We start from the raw sequence: 26,031 nt of genomic DNA on the forward strand, positions 1-26,031 counted from the left end.
CATATGGAAAAGAGGTGGTGGAGGAATACTTCTTCACCACCTGAACCATATGGCGCTTCATACATAGCAAGTCGAAATCAAGCAGGAGGTAGCACTTTGATGAGACTCGTGAAGGGAATAATTGCAGTGATCCTCCTGTTGAGCCTGTTAACGGCGTGTTCGCAGGAGCCGGATACACCTCAGAACACAGAGGGGCAAAATCCTTCTGTACCACCAAGCGCGGAAACACCGCCTGCGCAAGGCCAACCGCCAGACCAAACAGGAGAGCCAAATGCCGAGATGACGCGAGAAGAAAAGGTAAAAGCGTTGGAGGCAATGGCACAGGAAGGAATGCCGCTAAAGCGGGAAACGACAGAGGACTTCGTCAATTCGCCGCCAGGACGTTTTTCCGGGGTTTCGTATGACAACAACAGGGAAGAAGTATTGCCTGAACTTAAAAAGTTCCCTACTGTTGAAAATCCGGACGAAGAAATGATTAACAATTACTACCTTGCCTTGTTGGGGCTGTATGCACAGAGCTACCCTGATCCGCAACAAATCATGGATGAACTGAAAATGGCCTCATTTGGGAATCCGGACATCGATGATCCACGGTTCAAGTTTAAGGAAAGCTACAATGTTGAAATTATCTTGGATGCGAGTGGCAGCATGGCGGCAAAATCGAATGGCAAGACGAGGATGGATGCTGCCAAAGAAGCGATTCAAGCCTTTGCTGAATCTTTGCCGAAACAGGCGAATGTCGCTTTGCGCGTATACGGGCACAAGGGCAGCGGGAAAGAGTCGGATAAAGCACTATCTTGCAGCAGCAGTGAACTGGTATACGGAATGCAGCCTTACAACAAAGAAAAATTGCAGCAATCTTTGAATCAGTTCCAACCTACCGGATACACTCCGATTGGCTACTCTTTGCAGGAAGCGAAAAAGGATTTAAGCAAATGGCCTGGAGATAAGAACACCAATATGATCTTCCTCGTCAGTGACGGAATCGAAACGTGCGATGGTGACCCTGTCGAAGCTGCCAAACAGTTGGCCCAATCCGAGATTACGCCGATTATTAACGTGATTGGATTTGGTGTAGACGGTCCGGGACAGCAGCAGTTGAAAGAAGTCGCAAAGGCAGCGGGAGGCCGCTATGTTCTGATTCAAGATCAGAAGGAGCTACAGGAAGAATTCAATCGTGGGAAAGAAATCGCGAACAAGTGGAAAGAGTGGAAAGCCAATGCATCCCATCAAGCCGTATCCACTCGTAGTTCTCGATCGATCGACATTAGTCACTTTGCTTTGAAATGGAGCCGTATCGCCAAACGGGAAAATCATGATCTAACATCTGTAATCATGACTATGGATGCAAACAACATCATTTCAGATGAGTTCGCCGATCAGCTGCGGAAGCTGAACGATGAGCAGCTGGAAATCGCACAGAAAAAGGCAGATGAACTGGAGCAATTCCTGGATACCTTGAACGAGAAGTCCTATAAGGAAGCCGTGGATGCGATCAACGAGAAGTTTGCTCAACATACGAAAACGAACTAGAGACGAAATCTCCAAAAGGAGGTTTGTAAAGTGAGAAAATGGGTAAGAGGCCCAATGGCAGCGGCGACTTTCGCTTTTCTGATTCTTATGATGAATCTGTTTCCAATGGTGGGCCTGGCAGCTTCCATTCAGTATCAAGGGTTACAATACGAGGCCCCGAAGTGGGATCAGCCAAATCTTGAGTCGCCACAATGGGAGCAGCTCAACCCACAAGCGCCGCAGTGGGAACAAATAAACCCACAGGCTCCTGATTGGGAAAAGCTGAACCCGCAGGCGCCGAGCTGGGATCGGACGAATCCGCAAGCACCAAATTGGGATCGGATAAATCCGCAGGCACCTGATTTGCAGGGGCCAAGCGTCAATCACTCGAACCCGCAAGCGCCAAATGCAACCGCACCTGCACCAAATGTACAAATGCCTGCTTCTCAGCAGCCTGGCGTCGATCCAGATAGCTCGAAGCCGATGACGGAGACGCTTGAATACGGTGCAGTCAAATGGACGTTCAAGGACGTCATGGGCGGAACGCTGGCATATAGCGCTGATTTGCTTATGAATGGCGAAGTAGACATGGCAGCGGGACTTCGTGGCAAAGGCTTGTTCTTGGGAGATCTGGCGATAAAAGGTCTTGATCTTGCCTTCAAGAATACGCCGTATGTAAACACAGTAACAGGCTTAGGTGTCGATTCACTCGACGGGATGAATGCGTGGGCCAACTATCAATTTGTGTTGGCACAATTGCCGAATAACAGTTTTCGGGATATTTTCCAAGGCGGTCAGCTGACGAATTCGGCAAATCCATCCGGCGTCAGAATGCCGGGGATCGTAAAAGGCTTAAATGTGGGCGTAGCAGCGATCAGCCTTCCGTTTGACATCATGGATACGATCGGCAGCTTTGGCATGGCGTTTGATCCGAGCCAGAATGAAGCTACACAAAATGAGAAATTTGTGGATGGCGTCGGTAATTTCGGCAGTGTGCTGATGGACGGAGGGGTCATTGCTTCCATCATACCAGGTGGGCAGGCGGTAGGCGGTGTGCTTGTTGTCACCGGTGCGGTTTTGTGGGGGTTGAGCAAACTCGTGAAGTACGCTGATAAGCTAGCCGGAGGAGCGATTACCCGTGGAATCCGGGATGGAGTCGGAAAAGCTGTTGGCTGGGTAAAATCCTTATTTGGGTAACGGAGGTCCTTGCTTATGAAAGTCGTGAATACACCACAGGTTCAGGCTCAGATCGAGCGGAATAAGCGTTTTTTAGAGAGGACAGAGCTGTATAATTACCCGGCCTACGTAGACGGAGAATATTACTACCATGTCGCGTACTGGAAATGGGGAAAAAAAGACGCTGTCGGGTACTTGGTGCTGCGACCGGATGGTGAAGTGGTTCGCCGCAAGGAAGCAGAGCCCGTCGTGAAACTATTTTTGGTGCATGCACATGCGGGGCGCAAGATTAAGAACAATCTGGCCATTGATAAGGATAAACCGATCGAGATGTACGAGCAAAAATACGAGTTTTTGAGGGCGCTTTTGCCAAGCTACCAGGATAAGATGGACACGGTGCTTCGGCAAGATGCAGAGAAGCTGATCGACATTTGTAAAACCATGATGGAAAGCCGGGACCAGCTGCGTGCCATTTATGATCGAGGGATGGATCTGCTCAATCAATTTTTCGCGCGCAACTACGTCATCGCGGGAGAAGAAACGGCATTACGGGATGTGTTATTTGAATCTGACTATATTTTGTATGATCGCATTCGCAAGCAGGTGCTGATCAAAGACTCGGTAGACCGGCTTTACCAGTTTTTCCAATCCAATCGAGTAGAACTGGATCGGGTACAGGAGCAGAAACGAAAAAAGCTGAGCGACTTGCTCTCTGTATACAAAGACAAAACACTGCGAAATATTGCCGATGAATCCGTGAAAAGCTTTGAGACGCATACGACAGGGAAGCATGAGTCTTTCCATACGGTTGAACAGTTGCGGGAAGCCCACGAGAAGCTGAATAGGACCATCTTGGAAAACGGGCTGATGGATAAACTGCGAAACCCTTAACAGGAAAGGTGAGAGAAACCCATATGCATCCCTTCAAAGAAAGCATTCGGTTTTATGCACGGAACATCGAATCTTTGCTGCTCTTGTCCGCCGTGCTCGTTGTTCCATTTTTTGTCATCCACAACTTTACGCTGAACTACTTGAATCTCATTGCCGCGATCACGGGCGCCAAATTCGTAGCAAGCTTTTTCAATCTGTTTTTACTTCTTCTGTTTTTGCTGATCCTCCAGATCCCTTTTGCCCAGTATGTCCAAAGTGATCTGGACGGCGATGAGCGTCCGATTCGAAAAGCATTTCGGACATTTTTTGAACACAGCTTTTCTGTATTCGTATTTGGGATCGTGTTTAGCTTTCTTGTCTCTACAGGAATGATGCTGTTCATGATACCCGGGTTGATTCTTATGATCTTGTTTTATTTGACGCCGTTTTTTGTGGTGCTGAAAAAACAATCGGCTTGGCGTTGCTGGCGATCTGCCATGGAAATGGGCAAAAAGCATTTCTTCCCAATCCTTGGCCTATTGCTACTGGTGAGCGTGGTGGAATGGCTAATCAGTATGGCGGGCTTGTTCCTCGTCACGTCTATTACGGCGACCTTTGGGGCGGTTATGTTTATTGAGTTGTTGCTCAATGTGATTGTTCTCCCGTTTTTTGCGGTCATGTTCATGATGTACGTGAATAAATGGAAAGACGAGGCGGCAGGAGCGGAAGCGGCTGTGGCAGGGGGATTGCTGCTCGATGAAAGATAGCTTGCAAATAAGTTCGAGAGGAGATGAGCGAAGAATGCGCCTGAAGAAGATCGTTTCCAATGAAAAGGGCTCGGTTACCGTAGAGTTTATCGCCATACTGCCGTTCGTCTTTCTGATCATGCTGATTTGCTGGCAGTTTCTTGTGGGCGTCTACGGCGTCATCATCTCTCAGTCGGCAGCAAATGAGGCAGCGAAGGTGTACGCCATAACGGGGAATTCGGGTGAAGCCATACAAGCTGCCAGAAACGTGGTGAACGCGGCAGGAGGCTATATTTCCTTCAGTGACGGCGATATCAGGTGGGATGGTGACGGATATTTTACAGCCAAGGTCGGCGTCCAGATGGAGCTGGGTTTCCTTCCTGACTGGCTCTCTATCAAAAAGGAAGACCGATATATCTCCTTTGATCGGGAAATGAAGAGCAGGGTGATGAACTAGATGGTACGTATACTGCGTCACTTGCAAAATGAACGTGGAAATATGACGATCTTCACCCTGACGATTTACTGGTTTATGTTCATGCTGGTGTTTGTTGCGCTGTTCAACTTTTCGACCATTTTTGTAGACAAGGAGCAGGCGTCGAACAGTGCGCAGCAGGCGAGTATTGCGGCGGTGAAGGATATTTATGATGAGATGGATGATGCAATTAAAATATACGATGCGTCACCCAATCGGTATTATAACCAAGATTATCTCACACCCAGAATAATAGCTGCTGAGAGCTCCCTGAGAGCGTCGCACCCCGATTGGTCTCATAGCGAAATTGAGTATGGCGCGATTGACTCGGTATTGAGCAACGCATTGCCAGGCAATGTTGAGTTGCAGGGATATGTAAGTCTAGGGTTGAGAAACGCGGCCAGCCAAATTCCTGGGGTGGTTGCCAAAGTACTGTCGGATAACCATGCAACGCTCAGCGGTTCGTCCGTCAAATTGTTCAACAGTGACAATCGGATTGAAGTAACAACTTCTGTAAAGTACGAATCGGAATCGATGGGGTTTGACTTCATTCCTGCCTATTCCGAGCAAATCTACCAGACTGGGGAAAGCAGACGGATCGATTTTATTGATGAGGTGAACGACTGGTTTTACATCAATATCCCGATTCTTGGATGATGATGGTTGGAGGAAATGGCATGACAAGAAGGCTACAAAAAATGCGGATGTCGCTCTTGATCAACAGCATCATGATCATGCTGCTGCTTTCTGGCTGTTCACTGGGCGCAATAGGTGTGGGTACAGGGATCCAGCAAAATCAATGGCCGCAGACGACACAGGAGTTGATTGCTTCACAGCCCGGACCGCTTGCTGGCACACAATTTTTCCATGCAGCTTATCCGCATCGAGCTGAGATCATACAGGTTTTGGATAAAATGCCTACCCTGGTCGATGGGATGAATGATGCTTACTTGGATTTGTACTGGAATCAATTGCTCACCCTGTTTGCCGAGGATTACCTCAGTCCCCAAATGGTTGTCGACCGTTGGAGAATGGCTTCGTATGGGAGTCCTGACATCGAGGACGCCCGCTTTCAGTTTCGGGAAAATTTCAACGTAGAAATCATCCTGGATGCAAGCGGAAGCATGGCTGGGAAAATCGGGGACAAAACGAAAATGCAGCTCGCTAAGGAAGCGATCCAGGAATTCGCGGAAGCACTACCAGAAGAGGCGAGAATCTCGCTGCGCGTGTATGGACATAAGGGTAGCAATGCAGATGAGCATAAACAGCTCTCCTGTGGCAGCAGTGAGATGGTCTATCCATTGCAAGCCTACGATGCGAAAGGTCTTGAACAAGCACTTGGCATGTTTGAGCCGACGGGCTGGACATCCATTGCGCACTCCTTGCGTCTCGCTCAGGAGGATTTGGCGGGATTCGAAGCGGACAAAAATACGAATGTCATCTATCTAGTTAGTGACGGCATCGAGACGTGCGATGGCAATCCGGTGGCAGTAGCCAAGGAATTGTCCCAGTCCAAAATTATGCCGTTGTTGAACGTCATTGGCTTTGATGTGAATGCAGAAGGGCAGAAGCAATTGAAGGAAATTGCCCACGCATCAGAAGGTCTGTATGCAAATGTGACGAACCGTGAGCAGTTCAAGCAAGAGCTGGAACGCGCGAAAGAAATTGCCCAGAAGTGGGAGCAGTGGAAACGGGATGCTTTGACAGAAGCAGACGCTGTGCTGATCGACCGCAAAAAATGGGTGGATGCTTACGACCGGGACTGGTACGAGAAAAACTGGCGGGAGAGTCTGAACATCGGAATGGCGATTGAGCATTTGTCTGCAAGTGGCAAGATTGGCAATGAAGCGAAGGAGTACCTTACTGGGAAAAGGCAAGCAAGAGAAGCGTTGGCTACACAGTCCAAGGAGGAGCTTACCAATTACTTGGTAAGTCTCACAACCGAGACGTATCAGGAAATGAGAGAGGAAATTGAGGATAAATACAGCGGAAACTAACAGCAATGGGTTCTCCGTTACAAAAGCGATTGCGATTGCGGTCGCAACGGAGAACCCACTGTAAATGTAAAGGATTAGGGTGCGTCAATCATAGGTAAACGTAACGACCTGTTGTAGGCCTGGGTCCACTCCGATTGCCACATCATGTAAGCCATCTGTGTAATAAAAGTAACGCTTGGCGTCATTGGAATGAGCGTCAGAAGCTTTAACCAATTGGAAGTCGTTCGTCGCAAGCAGGTTTTTCGAGCGGATGAAGTCTGATGCCGTCTTTTCCAAATCTGCTTCTGTCATCGTTTTTGTCGCCATTTCTCCGTTTATTCCAATAACGTCAATCGACAGGGAAAGGATTTGCTTTGATCTCGGTTCGATGATGGCGTGAAAGCCATGGACATCGCCACTCACAGGTTCGCGTTTTAGTACGGCGTGAACAGGGACTCCTCTGTATACCGAATTGGTTGGGTCCTCCAGCGTGATTTCCCGATCCGTCGTATCAACATCCATCTGATAATATTGTCTAACAGCGGCTGCAGCGATTTGCGCCGCTTCTTCTTTTCCAAGCCCTTGCACTGCATCTGGTGAGCTGGAGGAGCATCCCATTAACAGAAAGACGAGAAGCGCCGTGCCCAGCCATGTGAACTTTTTCATTGTGAACCCTCCAGCCATCCCAAGTCATACGTGTAATCTTTTTTTATCCTAACAGGGATTGTTTCGACTCCCTATCGATTAACCTTTCCATTACCTTACGATGTTGTAAGTTTTGAGAAAAATGCAGGGAATGACAGGACTTTGGGCAAAAAAGACGAAAAATTCGGAGTATGAGTGGTGTAAGTGAAAACGAGGGGGCAAATGGAATGAACGCCATCGAGTTAAATCAAGCGCTTCAAATGTATGTGAGGACCGAGACCTTTCCTGTAGGAGTTAGCATCCGAAAAGAAGAAGCCGCTCTGCCGTCAAAGGCAAAGCGACCTGTTCGTGATCTGGGTTATCCGATTACCATTTGCCAAGCTGTCGGTTTTTCACGGCGTTATGGCTGGAGTATCGCGATGAATGGAGCCGATCTGTCCTGTCCGATCGCGCAGGTGGCTTTTGGCTATGAAGAGCAGCCTGCGTTTTATACAGAGGGTCATCTCGCCTGTGGGATGTATACAGATTCATTGGAAAATGGGGCGAAAAGCGAGCTGGATGTCCCGAAATTTTCAGCAGAAGAAAGCGGCTACTATGTATCATTTCCGCTGGAGCGGGCAGAGATCGAGCCAGATGTCGTCGTGATTTACGGCAATGCGGCACAAGTCATGCGATTGGTGGCGGGGATGCTGTACAAGCGCGGTGGATCGATTCCTTCCACCTTTTCCAGTCGGGCTGACTGTGCAGACATCGCAATCAAGCCGATCCAGACGGGACAGCCGCAAGTGATCGTACCGTGTTATGGAGACAGATTGTTTGCCCAGACACAGGATCACGAGATGGCCTTCAGCTTTCATTTTCGCGATGCTGCCGAGCTAGTGGAGGGATTAGTGGGAACGCAAAAAGGCGGAATCCGCTACCCGATCCCGTCCTTTTTGCGCTATCAGGCAGAGTTTCCGCCGACTTATCAGAAGCTCGCGGGGATGTTTGGAGAAAAAAACTAACCCTTCAGTCGGTTGAGCTGGAGCAGGTGATGGCGATAGTGCATTTCTACGACGGCAAACCATTCCATTGCCGTCAGCGGACCGAAGGCTGGGTGAGCCACCGTGTGATGCGCAGGAATTTCGTCCAAAATCGCTTCCAGCTCTTTCATTTGTGTGAGCACGCTGATGAGTCCATCACGCAATTGCTCCTTGCTCTCTGGCTGTGCAGGTGTGTACTCCGGGGAGGCAGGGACTTTCACGCGAATAGGCGGCAAGGAGCCTTGAGCAAATATCGTCTGCCCGATCTCGGATTTTTCGGTACCTGCTTCTGTGACAGCAGGACCTCCTTGTCTACACTTCTCGATACTTCCCAGTTGAAAATACCGGGCAGATTGGATCAAGTGAAGGTACATTTGACCGATCGACCATTCCTCTTCACTTGGTTTTTGCAAGAGTTGTTCCATGGTGAAGTCTTCTAATTCATGCAGGTAGTGGTTTGTCACGTCTTCAAATTTGTTCACGATTTCCTTTGTATTCATGGGCGAATCAGCTCCTCGTGGTTTTCTTGCTTTTATAATAGTAAAACGCTACTGACAGCAGTATGTCAGTAGCGTTCCAATAATTTTTTGGCTTCTTCGTGCATTCGGCTACGCAAGGATTCAGGAGTAAGAACAACCGCATCTGCCCCCAACCCAAGTACCCAAGACAATATTTCTTCGATTTGTCTGACGCGCAATCTGACGAGAAAGCCGTCCGGATGCTCCGTAATCTCTTCTATATAAAAATAGCCCGATTCTTTTACCCGATCAGCGACAGCTGCGGTGATGACGATCTGCACCTCCAGGGAACGATCGTCGAGAGGCTTGTAGTCATCAAAATGGAAATGGTCAGGGAGGATAAAGCGGTCTTCCAATACGATCAGGCCGCTCATGCGTGACAGGCGGAATCGACGAATATCCTGTCGCAGATCGCAATGAGCGAGAAGTATCCAAGAACCACGAACCAGCACCAGACCATATGGAGCAACGTCACGCACTGTCTCACGATCGTCATCATGCCCAGGTGTGCCCCTCCGATAGCGGAACCGTACCTTCCGCTCATTGATGATCGCATCGTGGAGGAGTTGTGCATGCGCCTTTTCCTGCTCGCGCAGATTGTTTGCTCTGGGGCTTATGAGGCGAAAGGTTGAACGGATACGTCTTGCTTGTTCACCTACATCCGTTGACAGGATCGCTTCTACTTTGCGCTGTACAGCTCTTGCACTATTGCCAAAGTTTTGGTCAAATACTTGCTCAACCATGTCTGCACCGATCAAGAGTGTAACGGCTTCTTCTACCGAAAAGCTGACGGGCGGGAGAAAATACCCTTCCATTAATGAATAGCCCTGCCCTGGTGCCCCAACGATGGGGACGCCTGCTTCGCTCAATGCCTGCATATCACGATAAATCGTCCGAACGCTCGTCTCGAAGGTCGCGGCCAAATCTTCTGCGCGCAACGTACTTTTTCGCTGCAGCTCCAGAACAATTGCCAACAAACGGTCTGTTTTGTTCATGCTCTGACCCCCTCTCTATCCAGCTAGCATCTTTATAAAAATGAATGGCCAACTTTAAAATTATTTTATATTTACCCTACTTTTTATTTTAACAGTTTTCCCTATCCTACATGTGTAAGTGAAGGAGGAACTGTGAATGAAAAAGAGGGTTTTTTGGCTTGTGATGCTTTTGCTGTTTGGATATATCGTGATTCAAAAAATAGCAGATGGACCACCTAATGTTGGGGGACACACTGAAACGTTGGGAGAGGCTACCGAGGTGGAGCACCAATCGATACAAATAACAAAAGATCAAATTTATCAAGGAGACCTTCTCTTGGTCAATAAAGAGTATCCGGTTCATGAGGCAGGGGTAAAAAACGATGTGGTTCGATTGTCTGAGAATGAAGAACTGTTACAAGGCTATCGCTTGCAAGATCAAAGAATCGAAGTGTCAGAGAGTGTAGCCAAAAAATTTTTGGAGATGATCAAAGCTGCGCAGCAAGATAACGTGAGCCACTTTATCCTGAACAGCGGTTATCGAGGCAAGGAAGAACAAGATCAGCTATATGCAGAAATGGGGCCAGCGTATGCGATGCCGAGCGGTTACAGCGAACATAATGTAGGTTCCGCGCTTGATATTGGATCGACGCAAATGAAAATGGAGCGCGCCCCTGAAGGCAAGTGGTTGGAAGATTATTCATGGAAATACGGTTTTATTTTGCGCTACCCAAAGGACAAGGTAGCCATTACAGGAACGGAATTCGAGCCTTGGCATTTCCGATATGTCGGCTTGCCGCATAGCGCGATCATGAAGCAGAATAACTTTTCGCTCGAGGAATACTTGGATTACCTAAAAGACGAAAGAAGGATCTCCGTGACAAACGATGGGAAGATCTATGAAATTAACTACTACCCTGTCGATCAAGAGATGACGCTCAAAGTACCGATTGCTCGCAACTATGAGATTTCGGGTGACAATATGGGCGGCGTGATTGTAACAAGCTACGTGAACAAAGAAAGAAGGAGTGAATGAGTATGAAGAAATTGACTGTAGCGATTTTGTTTGGGGGATGTTCTTCGGAGTATGAAGTATCTCTTAAATCTACGAGTTCGGTGCTGGAGAGTTTGTGTCTGGAAAAGTATGAGGTGATTTTACTAGGAATTACGAGGGAAGGGCAATGGCTGCGATATACCGGCAACATCGAAAGCATTCGGAATGACAGTTGGCATCAAAGTGAGAAGTGCGTGCCTGCCTTTCTCTCTCCTTGCAGACAGATGCGGGGAATTGTTACACAGGAGAACGGTGCCATGACGATCACGCAGGTTGATGTGGCGTTCCCAATTTTGCATGGCAAAAACGGAGAGGATGGAACGGTGCAAGGGTTGTTGGAGCTCGCCGGAATTCCGTTTGTCGGTTGTCAGACACTATCCTCTGCGATTTGTATGGACAAGGATATCGCTCACACGCTGGCGGCAAGCTCCGGTGTAAAAACACCAAGATCCGTTACCGTTTATCCAAATACTGATCTTGCCACTGTTCAATCTGCCACCGAAGAACTGGGATTCCCTTTGTATGTCAAACCTGCAAAGGCAGGGTCTTCGATTGGGATTACAAAGGCATACAACACGCAAGAATTGGTTTTCGGTATAGAAAACGCCCTTCTGCATGATGACAAAGTAGTCATCGAGGAAAACATCGTGGGATTTGAGGTCGGCTGTGCGGTACTAGGAAATCGTGAGATCCTTGTGGGAGAAGTGGATGAAATCGAGTTGCTCCAAGGCTTTTTCAATTATACGGAAAAGTACTCATTGGAGACTGCTCACATCCACGTCCCAGCAAGAATTGACGAAGAACTCGCTGCAAAAATCAAGCAAACAGCCACCCATCTCTATCAGGTTTTAGGTTGTCGTGGTTTTGCTCGCGTAGATATGTTTGTCACTCCAGACGGAGACATTGTATTTAACGAAGTGAATACAATCCCCGGCTTTACCTCGAAAAGCAGATATCCAAGCATGCTGCGTGCAGCGGGAATTTCCTATAAAGAGCTTCTTGATACGTTGATTATGCTAGCGTTGGAGGAGGACTAATCGATGACACAACTTCACGTCTCTACGATTTCTTTGAACAGCGAAAATCTGCATCACGGCCATCTGATTCTGGTGAATCGCCAGTACCAGATCCGCTGGCAAACAGACGACAGTATTCTACTAAACCGCATGCGGCTGATTGATGGAACACACAACCAAATTATGCTGGAAAACACGGCTGCGAAGATGCTTGCCAAGCTGCTGAAAGCCTGCAACGCACAGCAGACAATCGTGCCAGTCAGTGGCTTTCGCAGCAAGGCCGAACAAACGGATATCTATGATCAATCCTTGCTCGAAAATGGACAGGTGTTTACCAGTAAATTTGTAGCACGTCCGAATGAAAGTGAACATCAGACCGGGCTTGCGATTGATGTAGGGGAAAAGAAGGAAGAGATCGATTTTATTTGCCCTTCTTTTCCCGATCATGGCGTATGCCGAATGTTTCGCCAACGTGCCAGTCAATATGGGTTTATCAAACGCTACGACAAAGACAAGGAAAAACTGACAGGCATTTCGGATGAGCCTTGGCATTTTCGGTATGTGGGCTATCCGCATGCCGTCTTAATGGAAAAGCTTCAGCTCTGTCTGGAAGAGTATATCGAGTATGTGAAAAACTACGAATTCCATCAGGAGCATTTGCTAGTGGATGAAGAGAGCATTGAAATCTACTATGTAAAAGCTACCGATACTGTTACGCACATCCCGGTTGTGGATGGTGAGAGATACGAAATATCGGGCAACAATGTGGATGGATTTATCATTACGGTGTTTCATCAGGAGGCACGTAATGAACGGGGGTAGTGAAAAGCAGTATGGCGGGCTGGATCAATTCCGAATCATCGCAGCGATCCTTGTCATCGCAATCCATACTTCTCCTCTGCTGTCCATAAGCGAATGGGCTGACTTTACACTGACACGAACAATAGCCAGGGTGGCGGTTCCGTTTTTCTTTATGTGCACAGGATTTTTCTTCTTGCAAAAGCTTGGTACAGATCGCAACAGAAATGCGTACTTGCTGAAGCCGTTTTTATGGAAAGTAGGAAAGCTATATTTGCTTTCGATTCTTCTCTATCTTCCGGTGAATGTGTATGCAGGGTATTTTACGGATCAATTGACCGTGTTTTCGGTGGTAAAAGACCTCCTTTTTAACGGGACTCTGTATCATCTGTGGTATTTCCCAGGCATCATGCTGGGGGTGTGTATCAGTACCTTTTTGTATACAAGACTATCCGCATGGAAAACGTTTTGGGTGACCATGCTGCTGTATGGCATCGGGCTGTTGGGAGACAGTTACTTTGGATTTGCCCAGATGAATCCGTATGTGGATAGTTTCTATCAATCGATGTTTACCCTGTTTGATTACACGCGGAACGGTATATTTTTTGCCCCGGTTTTTGTAGTCATGGGAGGAATGATTGCCAATACCCGCAGACGGAAAAAGAAAAAGGTTGCACCGTATGCCATCGGGTTTGTTTTGTTCGGAAGCATGTTAGTTATAGAAGGCTTGCTTTTACACGCTTTTCAGCTGCAACGCCATGACAGTATGTATATTTTTTTGATACCGTGCATGTATTTTCTTTTTCAACTTCTGTTGTTCTGGAAAGGCAGAAATCGCCCAGCCTTACGAAAGCTGAGTCTGTATGTTTATGTCATTCATCCGCTATGTATTGTGCTCATTCGCGCGGCGGCCAAAGTAACGGGACTGACATGGCTACTTGTTGAAAACAGCTTGGTTCATTTTACGCTAGTCACGGTGCTGTCGTTTGTTCTTTCTGTGATGGCGATGAAGGTGATCCAGCGCTTTCGAGGTGAGAAACCGGATCAAACAGGACGAGCATGGGCGGATATCCATCTTCCTCATCTCCAACATAATGTCAGGGAAATCCAGCGGGTTCTTCCGAAGGATTGTGCGGTGATGGCAGTCGTGAAGGCGCAGGCATATGGTCACGGCGGGTGGCAAGTCGCGAGGTACTTAAACAAGCTCGGGATTGATCACTTCGCTGTTGCCACAATCGATGAAGGAATCGAGCTAAGAAAGAAGGGCGTAAAAGGGGAGATCCTGGTGCTTGGCTATACCGATGAGCAACGGATACGCCAAATCGCCCGTTTCAGACTGACGCAAACCGTAGTAGATGACGAATATGCCCAAAAACTGAATAGCTACAACGTGAAAATCCCTGTTCATATCAAGATCGACACGGGAATGGGGAGACTCGGGGAATCTTGGGAACACACGGAAAAAATTGCGGCTATGTATCGCTATAAAAATTTGCAGGTATGTGGTACCTTTACGCATCTGAGTGTGGCTGACAGTTTGGAAGCTTCGGATATCGCATACACGAAAAATCAAATTGCTCGTTTCCAGAAAGTGATCGAGCAGTTGAAAGAAAAGGGAATCGATCCACAGAGGCTGCACGTCCAAAGCAGTTACGGCGTGCTCAATTATGGGGAGCTGCAATACGATTATGCTCGGATTGGGATTGCTCTCTACGGAATGTTGAGCAAGCAGGGAGACACGGTAAAAACAAGTGTCGACCTACGTCCTGTGTTATCACTAAAAGCAAGAGTTGTGCAGGTGAAACAGGTGGAAAAAGGAGCCTCCGTGGGCTATGGCCGAGCTTACACAGCACAGCAAGACAGTAAGATGGCCATCGTATCTATCGGGTATGCTGACGGGGTTCCACGTATGCTATCACACACGGGCGCTATCTGCCTCATCAAAGGAAAAAGGAGACCGATTATCGGCTCTGTCTGCATGGATCAACTTTTTGTAGATATTACAGACATGGAAGGGGTACAAAAGGGAGATGTTGTGACCTTTATCGGCAGAGATCAAGAAGAGGGTATCACTGCCGAGGAAATGGCCCTTCCATGTAAAACCATTACGAACGAGTTGGTTAGCCGTTTAGGAGAACGTGTCAAAAGAGTCTATCATGATTGAGCACTGGACGGAAGCGAGTATAGGGAGTGGTTCATTTTTTCCATGATGAAGAGGAGATATAGCTTTCGTTCCAAAATGATTGAGCTTCTTGGGTTTGGCATGCTTTTGGCCGGTCTCGTAACCTACCTGCTCTATAAAGTGCTCCAGTTTTACTATCGGACGGAGGTCAAGTACGAAGATCCGCTTGCCCTGGTTCGCCGTTACATCAAGGAAATGGGAGATATCAATTTCTTTTTGCTTGTTTTTGCTCCCATTGCGATCTTGTTGTTCTATCTCCTGACCAAACGGTATGTTGGCTATTTTCAGGAGATTTCCAAAGGCATTCATTATCTGGCAAATGGAGATTTTACGCACAATGTGCATATTTCTTCCCATGATGAGTTCGCAGATATCGCCAAGGATATCAATCTGGCAAGTGAAATGCTGCAAAAGGCGGTAGAAAGAGGAGACTTCGCGGAAAGCAGCAAGGATCAGCTTGTTTTGAATCTGGCACACGATTTACGCACACCACTGACATCCGTGCTGGGTTATTTAGATTTAGTTTTAAGAGACGAGCAGATGCCACAAGAACGGATGCGGCATTATGCGACGATTGCCTTTACCAAGTCGCAACGATTGGAAAAGTTGATTGATGAGCTCTTCGAAATTACCAGAATGAATTACGGCATGGTCAACATCGAACAAAAGGTCATTGATTTGAGTGAATTGCTGGTTCAGTTAAATGAAGAGATGTATCCTTCCTTTGAGAAAAATGAGCTGGTCGCGCGGTGTACGATTGCTGCTCAATTAGTGATCGTGGGGGATGGAGAGCTGCTGGCGCGCGTATTTGAGAATATCCTGACCAACGCGATACGCTACGGGGGCGATGGCCATTTTATCGATTTGAACGCTTACCGGGAGGGCGATGAAGTAGTTGTTCAAATCATGAATTACGGTGACCAGATACCTGAAGAGGCGCTGCCGCATATTTTTGAAATGTTTTTTACGGGCGACAAAGCGCGAGCTCATCAAGGGGGAGGCACTGGACTCGGCTTGTTTATTGTAAAAAATATCGTCGAGAAGCATCGGGGAACGATTTCTGTTCAAAGTGATGTGATTCGAACGTGTTTTGAGGTCAGGTTGCCGTATGGGACAATCATTTAATAGTGCTGTTGACTCGCGAGTAAAAGGGTGCACGCACAAGAAAAACGATTTGTCACAAATGCCGCAATTGCTGTGATTATTCTGATATGCCAACGTAAGTCTCTTCATCATGGGAGGCTTATTTGTGCTTGATACGAAGTTGTTTGCGGGTTAAGAGTTTGGTCCACCTTGCTGAGAGAAAGACTGTTGCCAATTGCTCCGACTGAAATTTGATTTCGAAAGTCGATTCATGTTATGGCTATCAGCAACATCACGGGTAAATTATACGAAATTTTAAAGTGTTCAAAGTTTCAACAAAAGTAATTTGACAAACTATATTTAGTGAAATAAACTAAAATATGTAAAAAACGAAAAAGGTGATCTTATTATGAATAAATACATTAAGTGTTACCTAGTTGTATTATTAAGTTTTTCTCTATTAATGTTAGCAGCTTGTGAACCAAGCAATACGAATGCACAAGTTACCAATAAGATTGATGTGCAAACGTTCAACTCAAAATTCTCACTTTTAAAAGAGAATTTTAAACCGGAGGGTTATGTTGAGGTAACTGAGGATTGGAATATTAGAAATATAGTACCAGCTATTAATGATGAGCCTAAAGAGTCACTAGAGCAATTTCATGATAATAATAAAACTTTAGTTTATAAAAATGAAAAAAATGGTGTAGTAATAATGCTTGGTGTGGCACCAGGTCCTGAGGGAGATTTTCAATGGACTAATTCAGTTAGTTATTCCCCGAATTTTTACAACTCCAAGGACGAAAATAATGGTATTACTAAGGCGTATAGTGATAAATTTCCTAATACTTTTGTAAATGTATATAATTTTTCGGGAAATGGGCTGTCCGTAAGCATGGTTGCTATGACGTTAACATCACAGGATGTAGATGTTCAAAAATTATATTCAGAATTCTTAGTGATGTTACTGAATTATTTAAATAAGAAATCTTAATTTGGTTTTATAGCCTAGTAGGTTATGAAATATATGAATTTTGGAGGACTGATTATGGCATTTAAGAGAAAAGCGTTATCTACCTTTATTTTAGGATTTTCTCTCCTATCATCTAGTATTTTACCAACTACTTTTGCATCTGGAGACATTACAACCTACACACCAGCAGGCCCAGATAAATATGATAGTCGAGTGGTGGGGTCCTATGGAGAAGATGAAGAAGAAGGTTCTATAAAACCCTTAGATACTGGTATTTCCTACTATAGAGATGGGTATGTAAGAGGTACTGCTACTTACGAGTATAGTAAAGATGAAACTAGACATTTTTTAGTATACAAAGAGTATATTACAGTTACGGATGGTACTGAATTAAGTGCAAAATATACATCGAGTACAAAAGAAACTGTTCAGAGTACTCATGATTGGGCAGCAGGTGTAGAATTTCCCATAAAATTAGTAAAGGTCGATTTGGGATACAAGTTTGTTTCATCACAAACACATGAAGTCGTAAAAGGACAAGAAATTAATGCTACCTTTAAAAAGCCAGGTTCGTATGTTATCAGACTGTGGGCTGTTGCTGAGGTATACAATATATATGCGGATTGGCGTGCTAAAGTTTATCCAGGAGAAGATACAGTGGTAAAACAAAGGCGTATTGGAAGGATTAAAGTGCCAACACCATTTACACACACAGAAGTGAAAGAATCAAAATAGGAGTTATTTAATGTGCGGAATTTACAAAATAAAAAGTGATCTCCCTATTTACTAAGGAGATCATCTTTGGGAAAACTGAGTATTTCTCATTCTGAGAATGACTCAGTTAGATCGTTGACTACCACCTCAACAATCTAAACGTTATTTTACTGATTTATTGTTAGTTAGTAAAGTCACCCCGTTAGATCGTATGTAAGAAATGGGGTTCGTAGTGAATCTTATTCAAAAAAGGGCAGGGAGCCTCGTCCCTGCCCTTTTCGCTATTATGGCACTTTTTAAATCAAATTCTCCGGGTTCAAGCCTTCCAGCTCTGGCAATACAAAACGACCGTCTTTTCTGATCAGCACATCGTCAAACCAGATTTCGCCGCCGCCGTATTCAGGGCGTTGGATTTGGACCAAGTCCCAGTGAATGGAGGAGCGGTTGCCGTTGTCTGCTACTGTGTAAGCATTTCCTGGCGTGAAGTGGAAGCTGCCCGCGATTTTCTCGTCAAACAGGATATCCAGCATCGGGTGGAGGATGTGCGGGTTGAAGCCGATCGCGAATTCTCCGATATAGCGTGCGCCCTCGTCAGTGTCGAGGATATCGTTCAATGCTTTTGTATTGGAGCTGGTCGCTTCCACGATTTTGCCTTCTTTGAAAGTGAACTGAACATCATTGAAGGTAATGCCGTTGTAGATCGATGCCGCGTTGTAGAAAATCGTTCCTTCAACGGAATCGCGCACAGGAGCGGTGTATACTTCGCCATCCGGGATATTGCGTTTGCCGTCACATTTGATGGCATTGATTCCTTTAATGGAGAAGCGCAGGTCTGTTTTTGGACCGACGATGCGTACACGATCGGTGCGCTCCATCAGCTCTTTCAACGGAGTCATGGCAGCGGACATTTTCGCGTAGTCCAGATTGCAGACGGAGAAGTAGAAGTCCTCAAAGCCCTCGAGACTCATTTTGGACAGCTGCGCCATCGACTTGTTCGGGTAGCGCAGTACAACCCAGCGTTTGTTCGGAACACGCTCGTTCGTATGTACAGGTTGATACAGGACGCGAGCGTAAATGCCCATTTTGTCTTCCGGTACGTCGGCATACTCGTTGATGTTGTCGTAAGCGCGGATGGCGATGTAAGCGTCCATGTCTTTCATCCGGTCATACTCGTATTTTGCCATCAGGGCCATGTGTTCTTCGCTCGTGCCTTGATAGAGTGCACGCATGACTTCCTGATCTTTCAAGGTGACCAAAGGCAGAGCCCCAACTGCAAATGATTCACGCACAAGTGCACGAACGAGTTCAGGTTGCAGGCCTGTATTTTCGATCAGAACTTTTTCGCCTTTTTGCAAATGGAGCGAGTAACGGACGAGACGGCTTGCCAGTTCATTAATGCGTGGATCTGCCATAGGTGGTAACCTCCGTAGTAAAATAATTTTGATTAATGATTAATTTGTATTATTACACAACTAATCGAGGGCTCGCCAGTGTGTTTGATGCTCCGATTACAGGCAAGCCTCGTAGATCGCGATCACATCAGATTCATTCAATTTTCGTGAGCTAGGCAGATACCCGATTCCGCGTCCGCCGATGCGAACCGCTTCTTCAGCCATTTGTGCCAACGATTGTTGGGTCACGCCGAAGTCAGACAGACGTTCTGTGATTCCCATGCGCTCATACCAACGGCGAACGGCTTCAATCGTTGCTCGTGCTGCTTCGCCGTCGTCCTCCACGGTAACGCCAAAGCAATGACGTCCCATACGGGCTAGTCTCTCGGGACGGTCTTGCAAAATCACCTGTTCAAAATAAGGAAGAGACAGGATCGCCAGTCCCCGACCGTGAGCCATATCGTAGATTCCGCTCAGCGGATGTTCAACTCCGTGCAACGGCATACCAGCACCACGACCGCCAGCAGCGAAGGGACTGATGCCCAGCGTGCTCGCCCACAAAAGGGTGGATCGTGCTTCTGCATGGTCTGGTTGCTGAAGCGCTATGATGGAGTGCTCGACGACGAGACGAATGAGTGTTTCGGAAATACCGTCCTGGACGTGGGTTCCTTCCGCGCTGATCAAATAGTTTTCAAACAGATGCGAAAAGATATCGGCGCAAGATTCCGCTGTGACACGAGCCGGAACGGTAAAGGTGATAGACGGGTCAAGAATGGCAATCTTCGGGTAAAGTGCTGGACCGTTGATCGAAGATTTTTCATGCGTGTCCCAATGAGTCAGGACGCTGATATGGTTTGCTTCCGAACCTGTAGCGGCTACTGTCGGAACGGTCATGATTGGCAGTGCTTCCTGAACGGGTACCAGCAATTGACCAGAGCCGCTAGGATTTCCTCGCATGTAATCGTAAATCGGGCGTCCGGAAACCGCTGCCGCCGCAATCGCTTTGGAGGCATCCATCACGGAGCCGCCACCGATAGCCAGGATGAAGTCACACTGATGCTCACGAGCAAGAGCAGCTCCAGCATCAACCGTTACCGTACGTGGATTCGGTTCGATTTTGTCAAAAACAATATACGCCACCTGAGCTTCCTGCAATAGAGCCTTGGCGCGGTCCAAAAGTCCTGTACGTTTGGCCGCATTGCCGCCTGTGACGAGCAATGCTTTTTGGCCCATCGATTTTGCTTCTTGGCCCAAACGTTCCAGTTCGCCCATGCCAAAGTAAATTTTGGTAGGAAAAGACACTTCAAATGGAAACATCTGAAATTCCTTCTTTCACGTATTGGTTGTACCAACGACAAGTTTACCATAAACAAAAGAGAAGAGTCTGCTCCGTGGGCGGGCTCTATGTGCATATGAGGTAGTTTGGATAATGAGTTTGCGAATGTTAGTGAGGTTGAGAAGGGAAATATAATGTAAATCCCGAACGTTTGTCGAAGTGTATTCCATCATTTTTCGTTGATAAATGCGTATGTTTGTGTTTTAATGTAGTTGAAACGTTCGTGAATTAACCGAAACTCAACCTTTTTGACTGGGAAGGTGACTCCTACGGTGGAAAAACAGGAACAACTCTACGAAGGTAAGGCAAAACGTATTTATCGGACATCTTTGCCTGATCAGTACTGGGTAGAGTACAAAGACGACGCAACAGCATTCAATGGAGAGAAACGGGCGCAAATCACCGGAAAAGGTGAGCTGAACAACCGCATTACGGCAATCTTTTTCACCATGCTGAAGGAGCGGGGCATCGACAACCATTTTGTCCGTCTGCTGTCCGCCACAGAGCAAGTTGTTCGCAAAGTGGAGATTATCCCTTTGGAGGTAGTCGTTCGCAATATCGCAGCAGGCTCATTGGCCAAGCGTCTTGGCATGGAAGAAGGGACTGTGCTCCCGCAGCCAGTTGTCGAGTTTTACTACAAGGATGACGCACTGGGAGATCCATTGGTGAATGCCTCCCATATCAAAGTGTTGGGGATTGCGAGTGAGAGTGACCAAGCGACATTGGAGCGCATGGGTCTTGCTGTAAACGAGGTCCTCGTGCCTTACCTGAGCGAGCGCAACATTACTTTGGTCGATTTCAAACTGGAATTCGGAAAAACAACGGACGGGGAGATTCTCCTCGCCGATGAAATATCCCCGGATACATGCCGTTTCTGGGATTCGGTAACAAATGAAAAGCTCGACAAAGACCGCTTCCGCCGCGATTTAGGCAATGTGGAGGAAGCTTACAAAGAAATGCTTACGAGACTAGGAGGAGACGTACATGTTTAAAGCTGTTGTTTATGTAACATTGCGCGAGAGTGTTTTGGACCCGCAAGGACACGCTGTAAAAGGTGCTCTGCACACCTTGGGTTTTGATGAAGTAAACAATGCGCGCATCGGGAAGTACATGGAGCTGGAATTGAACACTTCTGACCGTGCGCAAGCAGAAGAACGTGTACGTGAAATGTGCGAAAAGCTGCTGGCCAATACGGTGGTAGAAGACTATCGCTTTGATATCGTGGAGGGCTAAGGACATGCGAGTAGCCGTTATTGTCTTTCCAGGCTCGAATGCCGACATCGATTTGTTTAACGCAGTTGAAGATGTAATGGGAGTGCCAGTGGATTACGTATGGCATTCCGATACGGATCTTTCTAAATATGATGCGATTCTCTTGCCAGGCGGATTCTCTTATGGAGATTATCTGCGCTGTGGTGCAGTCGCTCGTTTTTCACCCGTCATGGAGCAAGTGGTGAAGGCAGCAGAAGAAGGCAAGCTGATCATGGGAATCTGCAACGGCTTCCAGATCCTGACCGAGGTCGGGCTGTTGCCAGGAGCACTTTTGCGCAACCGTTCACTGAAATTCCGTTGCAAGCTGTCCGAATTGCGTGTGGAAAACAACGATACCTCCTTTACCCGTGATTTCGCGGCAGGGGAAGTCATCCAAATTCCGATCGCACACGGCGAAGGGAACTACTACTGTGATGAAGAAACGCTGGCGAAGCTAAAAGCGAACAAGCAGATCGTTTTCCGCTATCATGGCGAGAATCCGAATGGTTCACTGGAAGATATTGCAGGCATTTGCAACGAACGTGGAAACGTACTTGGCATGATGCCTCACCCGGAGCGTGCCGTCCATTCTTGGATGACTTCCGATGACGGACGCCGCATGTTTACCTCGATCCTGAAGACTTGGAGGGAGCAGAACAGTGCCACAACTCACGCATAAAGAACCGACAGCCGAACAAATTGCCGATCAAAAGCTCTACAAAGAAATCGGTCTGACTGACGAAGAATATCAGCGTGTCGTAGAAATTCTCGGCCGCAAACCGAACTGGACGGAGACAGGTCTGTACAGCGTCATGTGGTCGGAGCACTGCTCCTACAAAAATTCCAAGCCTGTCCTGCGTCGTTTCCCGACAAAAGGACCTCGCGTTTTGCAAGGACCGGGGGAAGGTGCGGGTATTGTCGACATCGGTGACAATCAGGCGGTTGTTTTCAAAATCGAAAGCCATAACCACCCATCTGCGATCGAGCCGTACCAAGGGGCTGCGACTGGTGTGGGCGGTATCATCCGTGACGTATTCTCGATGGGCGCGCGTCCGATTGCGCTGCTCAACTCGCTTCGATTCGGAGAGCTCAAGTCTCCTCGTGTCAAATATTTGTTCGAAAACGTCGTTGCAGGTATCGCAGGCTACGGGAACTGCATCGGGATTCCGACTGTGGGTGGCGAAGTGAATTTCGACCCTACGTATGAAGGAAATCCGCTTGTCAACGCTATGTGCGTCGGCTTGATCGACCACGAAAAGATTCAAAAAGGGGTAGCGTCCGGTATCGGCAACCCTGTTATCTACGTTGGTTCCAGCACAGGGCGAGACGGTATTCACGGGGCGACCTTTGCGTCTGAGGAGCTCACGGAAGAGTCGGAGAAAAAACGCCCGGCGGTACAAGTCGGCGATCCATTCATGGAAAAGCTCCTGCTGGAAGCGTGCCTGGAGTTGATCGACACGGGTATCGTTGTCGGCATTCAGGACATGGGAGCGGCTGGCTTGACCAGCTCCAGCTCCGAGATGGCGTCCAAGGCGGGCAATGGTATCGAAATGAATCTGGACCTGGTGCCACAGCGTGAAGCTGGCATGTCTGCATACGAAATGATGCTGTCTGAGTCTCAGGAGCGTATGCTCGTCGTCGTGGAAAAAGGTAAAGAGGCAGAAGCGATTGCGATTTTTGATAAATGGGGCTTGGCATCCGCTGTAGTGGGTAAAGTAACGGAAGACAGCAAGCTGCGCCTGGTGCATCAAGGTGAGGTAGTAGCCGAAGTGCCAGTAGACAGCTTGGCAGACGACGCACCTGTGTACCATCGTCCATCTGCGGTGCCGGCTTACTACGAAGCAAACGCGAAGGTAGATGCAGTGGCTGCAATCAGTGAACCGAAAGATCTGAATGTAACGCTGAAAAGCTTGCTGGCTCAGCCAACAGTGGCGAATAAAGCGTGGGTATACGAGCAATATGATCACATCGTGCGTGCAAACACAGCTGTAAAGCCTGGTTCTGACGCTGCTGTTGTCATGGTGCGCGGTACTCGCAAGGCTCTTGCCATGAGTACGGATTGCAACGGTCGCTATGTATACCTCGATCCAAAAGTGGGCGGTGCCATTGCGGTTGCAGAATCTGCACGCAACGTCGTCTGCTCCGGTGCAGAACCGCTGGCGATTACGGACTGCTTGAACTTCGGAAGCCCGGAAAAGCCTGAGGTGTTTTGGCAATTTGAAAAATCGTGTGAGGGCATGAGCGAAGCGTGCGTAGCACTCGATGCTCCGGTCATCGGCGGAAACGTATCCTTTTACAATGAACGCAGTGGTGACGCGATCTATCCAACCCCAACGGTGGGAATGGTCGGCTTGATCACTGATGTTGACCATATTACGACGCAGGATTTCAAAAATGAAGGCGACGCGATCATCCTGTTAGGTGAGACCTTCGCTGAACTGGGCGGCAGTGAGTATCAAAAGATGGCTACCGGCAGCATTTCCGGACGTCCTCCACAAATCGATCTGACCAAGGAAGCGGCAGTACAAAAGCTGGTTCTCACAGCGATTCGCCAAGGTCTGGTGAACTCCGCACACGATCTGTCCGAAGGCGGTCTGGGTGTTGCGCTGGCTGAATCTTGCTTCGGCAAAGGCTTCGGTGCGCAGGTGGCTCTTGCGTCCGAGCTGCGTACTGACGTGCTCTTGTTCAGTGAATCTCAATCTCGCATCTTGCTCAGTGCTTCTGGGGAGAAAGCAGCGGCGATTCTCGCATTGGCAGGTGAACATGGCGTACCTGCTGAAAACATCGGTACGGTCGGCGGCAATCGTCTGGTAGTAAACGTGAACGGTACAGAAGCGATCAACGCTTCGACTCAAGAGGTGAAAGCAGCCTGGAAGGATGCGATTCCATGTTTGATCGGCTAATCTGGGACAAATTGAACGAAGAATGCGGCGTCTTTGGCATCTACAACCACAAAGAAGCATCCCAATTGACCTATCTGGGTCTGCACGCCCTTCAACATCGCGGTCAGGAGAGCGCAGGTATCTGCGCCTCCGACGGCGAGAAATGGTATAAGCACCGCGGAATGGGTCTTGTGTCAGAGGCTTTTGGCAAGGGCGATCTGGAGAAGTTCAGCGGTCATATCGCGATTGGTCATACCCGTTATACGACTGCTGGTTCGAGCAAGATTGAAAATGCCCAACCTCTCTTTTTCCGCTATGCACAAGGCAGCATGGCTGTTGCCCACAACGGAAATCTCGTGAATGCCGCCGTGCTTAGGAAAGAGCTGGAAGCAAAAGGCTCTATTTTCCAGACGACCAGTGACACAGAAGTGATCGCACATCTGATCGCCCGCTCTGAGTGCAAGGATTTGCCGGGAGCGGTAAAGGACGCCTTGCAATACATCAAGGGAGCGTATGCCCTTCTCGTAATGAACGAGAATCAGCTCGTGATCGCCCTCGATCCGAATGGCTTGCGTCCGTTGTCATTGGGACGACTCGGAGATGCGATCACTGTCGCGTCCGAGACTTGTGCGTTCGATATCATTGGCGCGCAATATTGGCGTGACGTGCAACCGGGTGAGCTGATCGTCATCGACAAGGATGGCATTACCGAAAGCAAGTTTACAGAAACGACACAGCGTTCGATTTGTACGTTTGAATACATTTATTTTGCCAGACCAGACAGTGACATCGACGGAATCAATGTCCACATGGCGCGCAAACGTCTGGGCAAGCAACTGGCATTGGAATCCGCGATTGATGCGGATGTCGTCACAGGTGTACCGGATTCGAGTATCTCAGCTGCTATCGGATTTGCTGAAGCGACAGGAATTCCGTACGAAATCGGCTTGATCAAAAACCGCTATGTCGGACGTACCTTCATTCAGCCGAGTCAGGAGCTGCGCGAGCGTGCTGTCTATCTCAAGCTGTCTGCGGTTCGCAAGGTAGTGGAAGGCAAGCGCGTAGTTATGATTGACGACTCCATTGTTCGTGGTACGACGAGTAATCGGATCGTCCGTATGCTGCGTGAGGCTGGCGCCAAAGAAGTGCATGTGCGTATCAGCTCTCCGCCTGTTATGAATTCTTGCTTTTATGGCATCGACACCTCGTCGCGTGAGGAACTGATTGCATCGACCAAATCCGTAGAGGAAATTCGTCAAATCATTGAAGCTGATTCGCTGTCGTTCTTGTCTGTTGAAGGAATGATCGATGCAATTGGCCGCACCGATTCGGCTCCGAATAGAGGACACTGCCTCGCATGCTTTAACGGAGAATATCCGACTGAGATTGAATTCGAAGAAGCGCTTCCTGCGCTCAAATGCTAATACAAGCACCTCT

Annotated in this window: 25 protein-coding genes; 20 read left to right on the forward strand and 5 right to left on the reverse strand. The window is 47.8% G+C overall.

Features of this window, described 5'->3' with window-relative positions:
- Window positions 1-99: 99 nt before the first annotated feature.
- Genes C7R92_RS12505 through C7R92_RS12535 form a run of 7 tightly spaced genes read left to right on the forward strand, consistent with a single transcriptional unit; the run spans window position 100 to window position 6,776 of the window.
- Window positions 100-1,533, forward strand: coding sequence for a vWA domain-containing protein (locus tag C7R92_RS12505; protein WP_106834461.1), 1,434 nt, complete (start codon window positions 100-102; stop codon window positions 1,531-1,533).
- Between the two features lie 30 nt (window positions 1,534-1,563).
- Window positions 1,564-2,709: a hypothetical protein gene (locus tag C7R92_RS12510; protein WP_106834462.1), complete on the forward strand. Its 1,146-nt coding sequence runs from the start codon at window positions 1,564-1,566 to the stop codon at window positions 2,707-2,709.
- Window positions 2,710-2,724: 15 nt separating this feature from the next.
- A complete protein-coding gene (locus tag C7R92_RS12515; RefSeq protein WP_106834463.1) occupies window positions 2,725-3,579 on the forward strand; it encodes a hypothetical protein in 855 nt (284 codons plus the stop codon).
- 23 nt (window positions 3,580-3,602) lie between these two features.
- On the forward strand, window positions 3,603-4,325 hold the full coding sequence (locus tag C7R92_RS12520) for a hypothetical protein (RefSeq protein WP_106834464.1): 723 nt from the start codon (window positions 3,603-3,605) through the stop codon (window positions 4,323-4,325).
- 34 nt (window positions 4,326-4,359) lie between these two features.
- Window positions 4,360-4,761: a TadE/TadG family type IV pilus assembly protein gene (locus C7R92_RS12525; protein WP_026043177.1), complete on the forward strand. Its 402-nt coding sequence runs from the start codon at window positions 4,360-4,362 to the stop codon at window positions 4,759-4,761.
- Window positions 4,762-5,436, forward strand: a complete 675-nt coding sequence (locus C7R92_RS12530) for a Tad domain-containing protein (protein ID WP_106834465.1) — start codon at window positions 4,762-4,764, stop codon at window positions 5,434-5,436.
- A gap of 20 nt (window positions 5,437-5,456) precedes the next feature.
- The gene (locus C7R92_RS12535) at window positions 5,457-6,776 is read left to right on the forward strand and encodes a VWA domain-containing protein (protein WP_106834466.1); all 1,320 of its coding nucleotides are present in this window, start codon (window positions 5,457-5,459) and stop codon (window positions 6,774-6,776) included.
- Between the two features lie 84 nt (window positions 6,777-6,860).
- On the opposite strand, the gene C7R92_RS12540 is transcribed toward C7R92_RS12535, so the two are convergent.
- Complete coding sequence (locus C7R92_RS12540; protein ID WP_017249696.1) at window positions 6,861-7,421, reverse strand: hypothetical protein; 561 nt, start codon at window positions 7,419-7,421, stop codon at window positions 6,861-6,863.
- Between the two features lie 206 nt (window positions 7,422-7,627).
- Between C7R92_RS12540 and C7R92_RS12545 the strand changes: the two genes are divergently transcribed.
- On the forward strand, window positions 7,628-8,404 hold the full coding sequence (locus C7R92_RS12545; RefSeq protein WP_017249697.1) for a DUF169 domain-containing protein: 777 nt from the start codon (window positions 7,628-7,630) through the stop codon (window positions 8,402-8,404).
- Here the strand turns inward: C7R92_RS12545 and C7R92_RS12550 are convergent.
- Both C7R92_RS12550 and C7R92_RS12555 read right to left on the reverse strand, forming a co-directional pair.
- The gene (locus tag C7R92_RS12550; protein WP_106834467.1) at window positions 8,401-8,922 is read right to left on the reverse strand and encodes a DinB family protein; all 522 of its coding nucleotides are present in this window, start codon (window positions 8,920-8,922) and stop codon (window positions 8,401-8,403) included. The two genes, C7R92_RS12545 and C7R92_RS12550, sit on opposite strands and share 4 nt — an antisense overlap.
- A 65-nt stretch (window positions 8,923-8,987) precedes the next feature.
- On the reverse strand, window positions 8,988-9,935 hold the full coding sequence (locus C7R92_RS12555; RefSeq protein WP_106834468.1) for a helix-turn-helix transcriptional regulator: 948 nt from the start codon (window positions 9,933-9,935) through the stop codon (window positions 8,988-8,990).
- A gap of 136 nt (window positions 9,936-10,071) precedes the next feature.
- On the opposite strand from C7R92_RS12555, the gene C7R92_RS12560 reads away from it, so the two are divergent.
- The 7 genes from C7R92_RS12560 (at window position 10,072) to C7R92_RS12590 (ending at window position 17,755) form a co-directional block, all read left to right on the forward strand.
- Window positions 10,072-10,950 carry a M15 family metallopeptidase gene (locus C7R92_RS12560; RefSeq protein ID WP_069847377.1) on the forward strand — a complete coding sequence of 293 codons (879 nt, stop codon included), beginning with the start codon at window positions 10,072-10,074 and terminating at the stop codon, window positions 10,948-10,950.
- Window positions 10,951-10,952: 2 nt separating this feature from the next.
- Window positions 10,953-12,005 carry a D-alanine--D-serine ligase VanG gene (vanG, locus tag C7R92_RS12565; RefSeq protein ID WP_106834469.1) on the forward strand — a complete coding sequence of 351 codons (1,053 nt, stop codon included), beginning with the start codon at window positions 10,953-10,955 and terminating at the stop codon, window positions 12,003-12,005.
- Between the two features lie 3 nt (window positions 12,006-12,008).
- On the forward strand, window positions 12,009-12,806 hold the full coding sequence (locus C7R92_RS12570; RefSeq protein WP_106834470.1) for a M15 family metallopeptidase: 798 nt from the start codon (window positions 12,009-12,011) through the stop codon (window positions 12,804-12,806).
- Entirely contained in the window at window positions 12,793-14,946 is a 2,154-nt protein-coding gene (gene vanT, locus C7R92_RS12575; RefSeq protein WP_106834471.1) for a serine racemase VanT catalytic subunit, read from the forward strand. Before C7R92_RS12570 ends, vanT begins: the two co-directional genes overlap by 14 nt.
- A gap of 42 nt (window positions 14,947-14,988) precedes the next feature.
- On the forward strand, window positions 14,989-16,089 hold the full coding sequence (locus C7R92_RS12580) for a sensor histidine kinase (protein ID WP_106834472.1): 1,101 nt from the start codon (window positions 14,989-14,991) through the stop codon (window positions 16,087-16,089).
- Between the two features lie 367 nt (window positions 16,090-16,456).
- Window positions 16,457-17,041 carry a hypothetical protein gene (locus C7R92_RS12585; RefSeq protein WP_106834473.1) on the forward strand — a complete coding sequence of 195 codons (585 nt, stop codon included), beginning with the start codon at window positions 16,457-16,459 and terminating at the stop codon, window positions 17,039-17,041.
- Between the two features lie 54 nt (window positions 17,042-17,095).
- Complete coding sequence (locus C7R92_RS12590; protein ID WP_106834474.1) at window positions 17,096-17,755, forward strand: hypothetical protein; 660 nt, start codon at window positions 17,096-17,098, stop codon at window positions 17,753-17,755.
- A 275-nt stretch (window positions 17,756-18,030) separates the two neighbouring features.
- On the opposite strand, the gene C7R92_RS12595 is transcribed toward C7R92_RS12590, so the two are convergent.
- Both C7R92_RS12595 and C7R92_RS12600 read right to left on the reverse strand, forming a co-directional pair.
- A complete protein-coding gene (locus tag C7R92_RS12595) occupies window positions 18,031-19,146 on the reverse strand; it encodes an aminopeptidase (RefSeq protein ID WP_106834475.1) in 1,116 nt (371 codons plus the stop codon).
- Between the two features lie 96 nt (window positions 19,147-19,242).
- Complete coding sequence (locus C7R92_RS12600; RefSeq protein WP_106834476.1) at window positions 19,243-20,442, reverse strand: iron-containing alcohol dehydrogenase; 1,200 nt, start codon at window positions 20,440-20,442, stop codon at window positions 19,243-19,245.
- Between the two features lie 291 nt (window positions 20,443-20,733).
- Between C7R92_RS12600 and purC the strand changes: the two genes are divergently transcribed.
- The 5 genes from purC to purF are packed head-to-tail and all read left to right on the forward strand — an operon-like array spanning window position 20,734 to window position 26,018.
- Window positions 20,734-21,453 (forward strand): phosphoribosylaminoimidazolesuccinocarboxamide synthase, encoded by a 720-nt coding sequence (purC, locus tag C7R92_RS12605; RefSeq protein WP_017249708.1) that lies wholly within the window; start codon window positions 20,734-20,736, stop codon window positions 21,451-21,453.
- Complete coding sequence (purS, locus tag C7R92_RS12610; RefSeq protein ID WP_007717324.1) at window positions 21,446-21,694, forward strand: phosphoribosylformylglycinamidine synthase subunit PurS; 249 nt, start codon at window positions 21,446-21,448, stop codon at window positions 21,692-21,694. Before purC ends, purS begins: the two co-directional genes overlap by 8 nt.
- A gap of 4 nt (window positions 21,695-21,698) precedes the next feature.
- On the forward strand, window positions 21,699-22,391 hold the full coding sequence (gene purQ, locus C7R92_RS12615) for a phosphoribosylformylglycinamidine synthase subunit PurQ (RefSeq protein WP_069847358.1): 693 nt from the start codon (window positions 21,699-21,701) through the stop codon (window positions 22,389-22,391).
- Complete coding sequence (gene purL / locus C7R92_RS12620; RefSeq protein ID WP_106834477.1) at window positions 22,372-24,615, forward strand: phosphoribosylformylglycinamidine synthase subunit PurL; 2,244 nt, start codon at window positions 22,372-22,374, stop codon at window positions 24,613-24,615. Before purQ ends, purL begins: the two co-directional genes overlap by 20 nt.
- Window positions 24,600-26,018 (forward strand): amidophosphoribosyltransferase, encoded by a 1,419-nt coding sequence (gene purF / locus C7R92_RS12625; RefSeq protein ID WP_017249711.1) that lies wholly within the window; start codon window positions 24,600-24,602, stop codon window positions 26,016-26,018. Before purL ends, purF begins: the two co-directional genes overlap by 16 nt.
- Window positions 26,019-26,031 lie beyond the last annotated feature (13 nt).

The sequence above is a fragment of the Brevibacillus porteri genome (assembly GCF_003013475.1).
GTDB lineage: Bacteria > Bacillota > Bacilli > Brevibacillales > Brevibacillaceae > Brevibacillus > Brevibacillus porteri.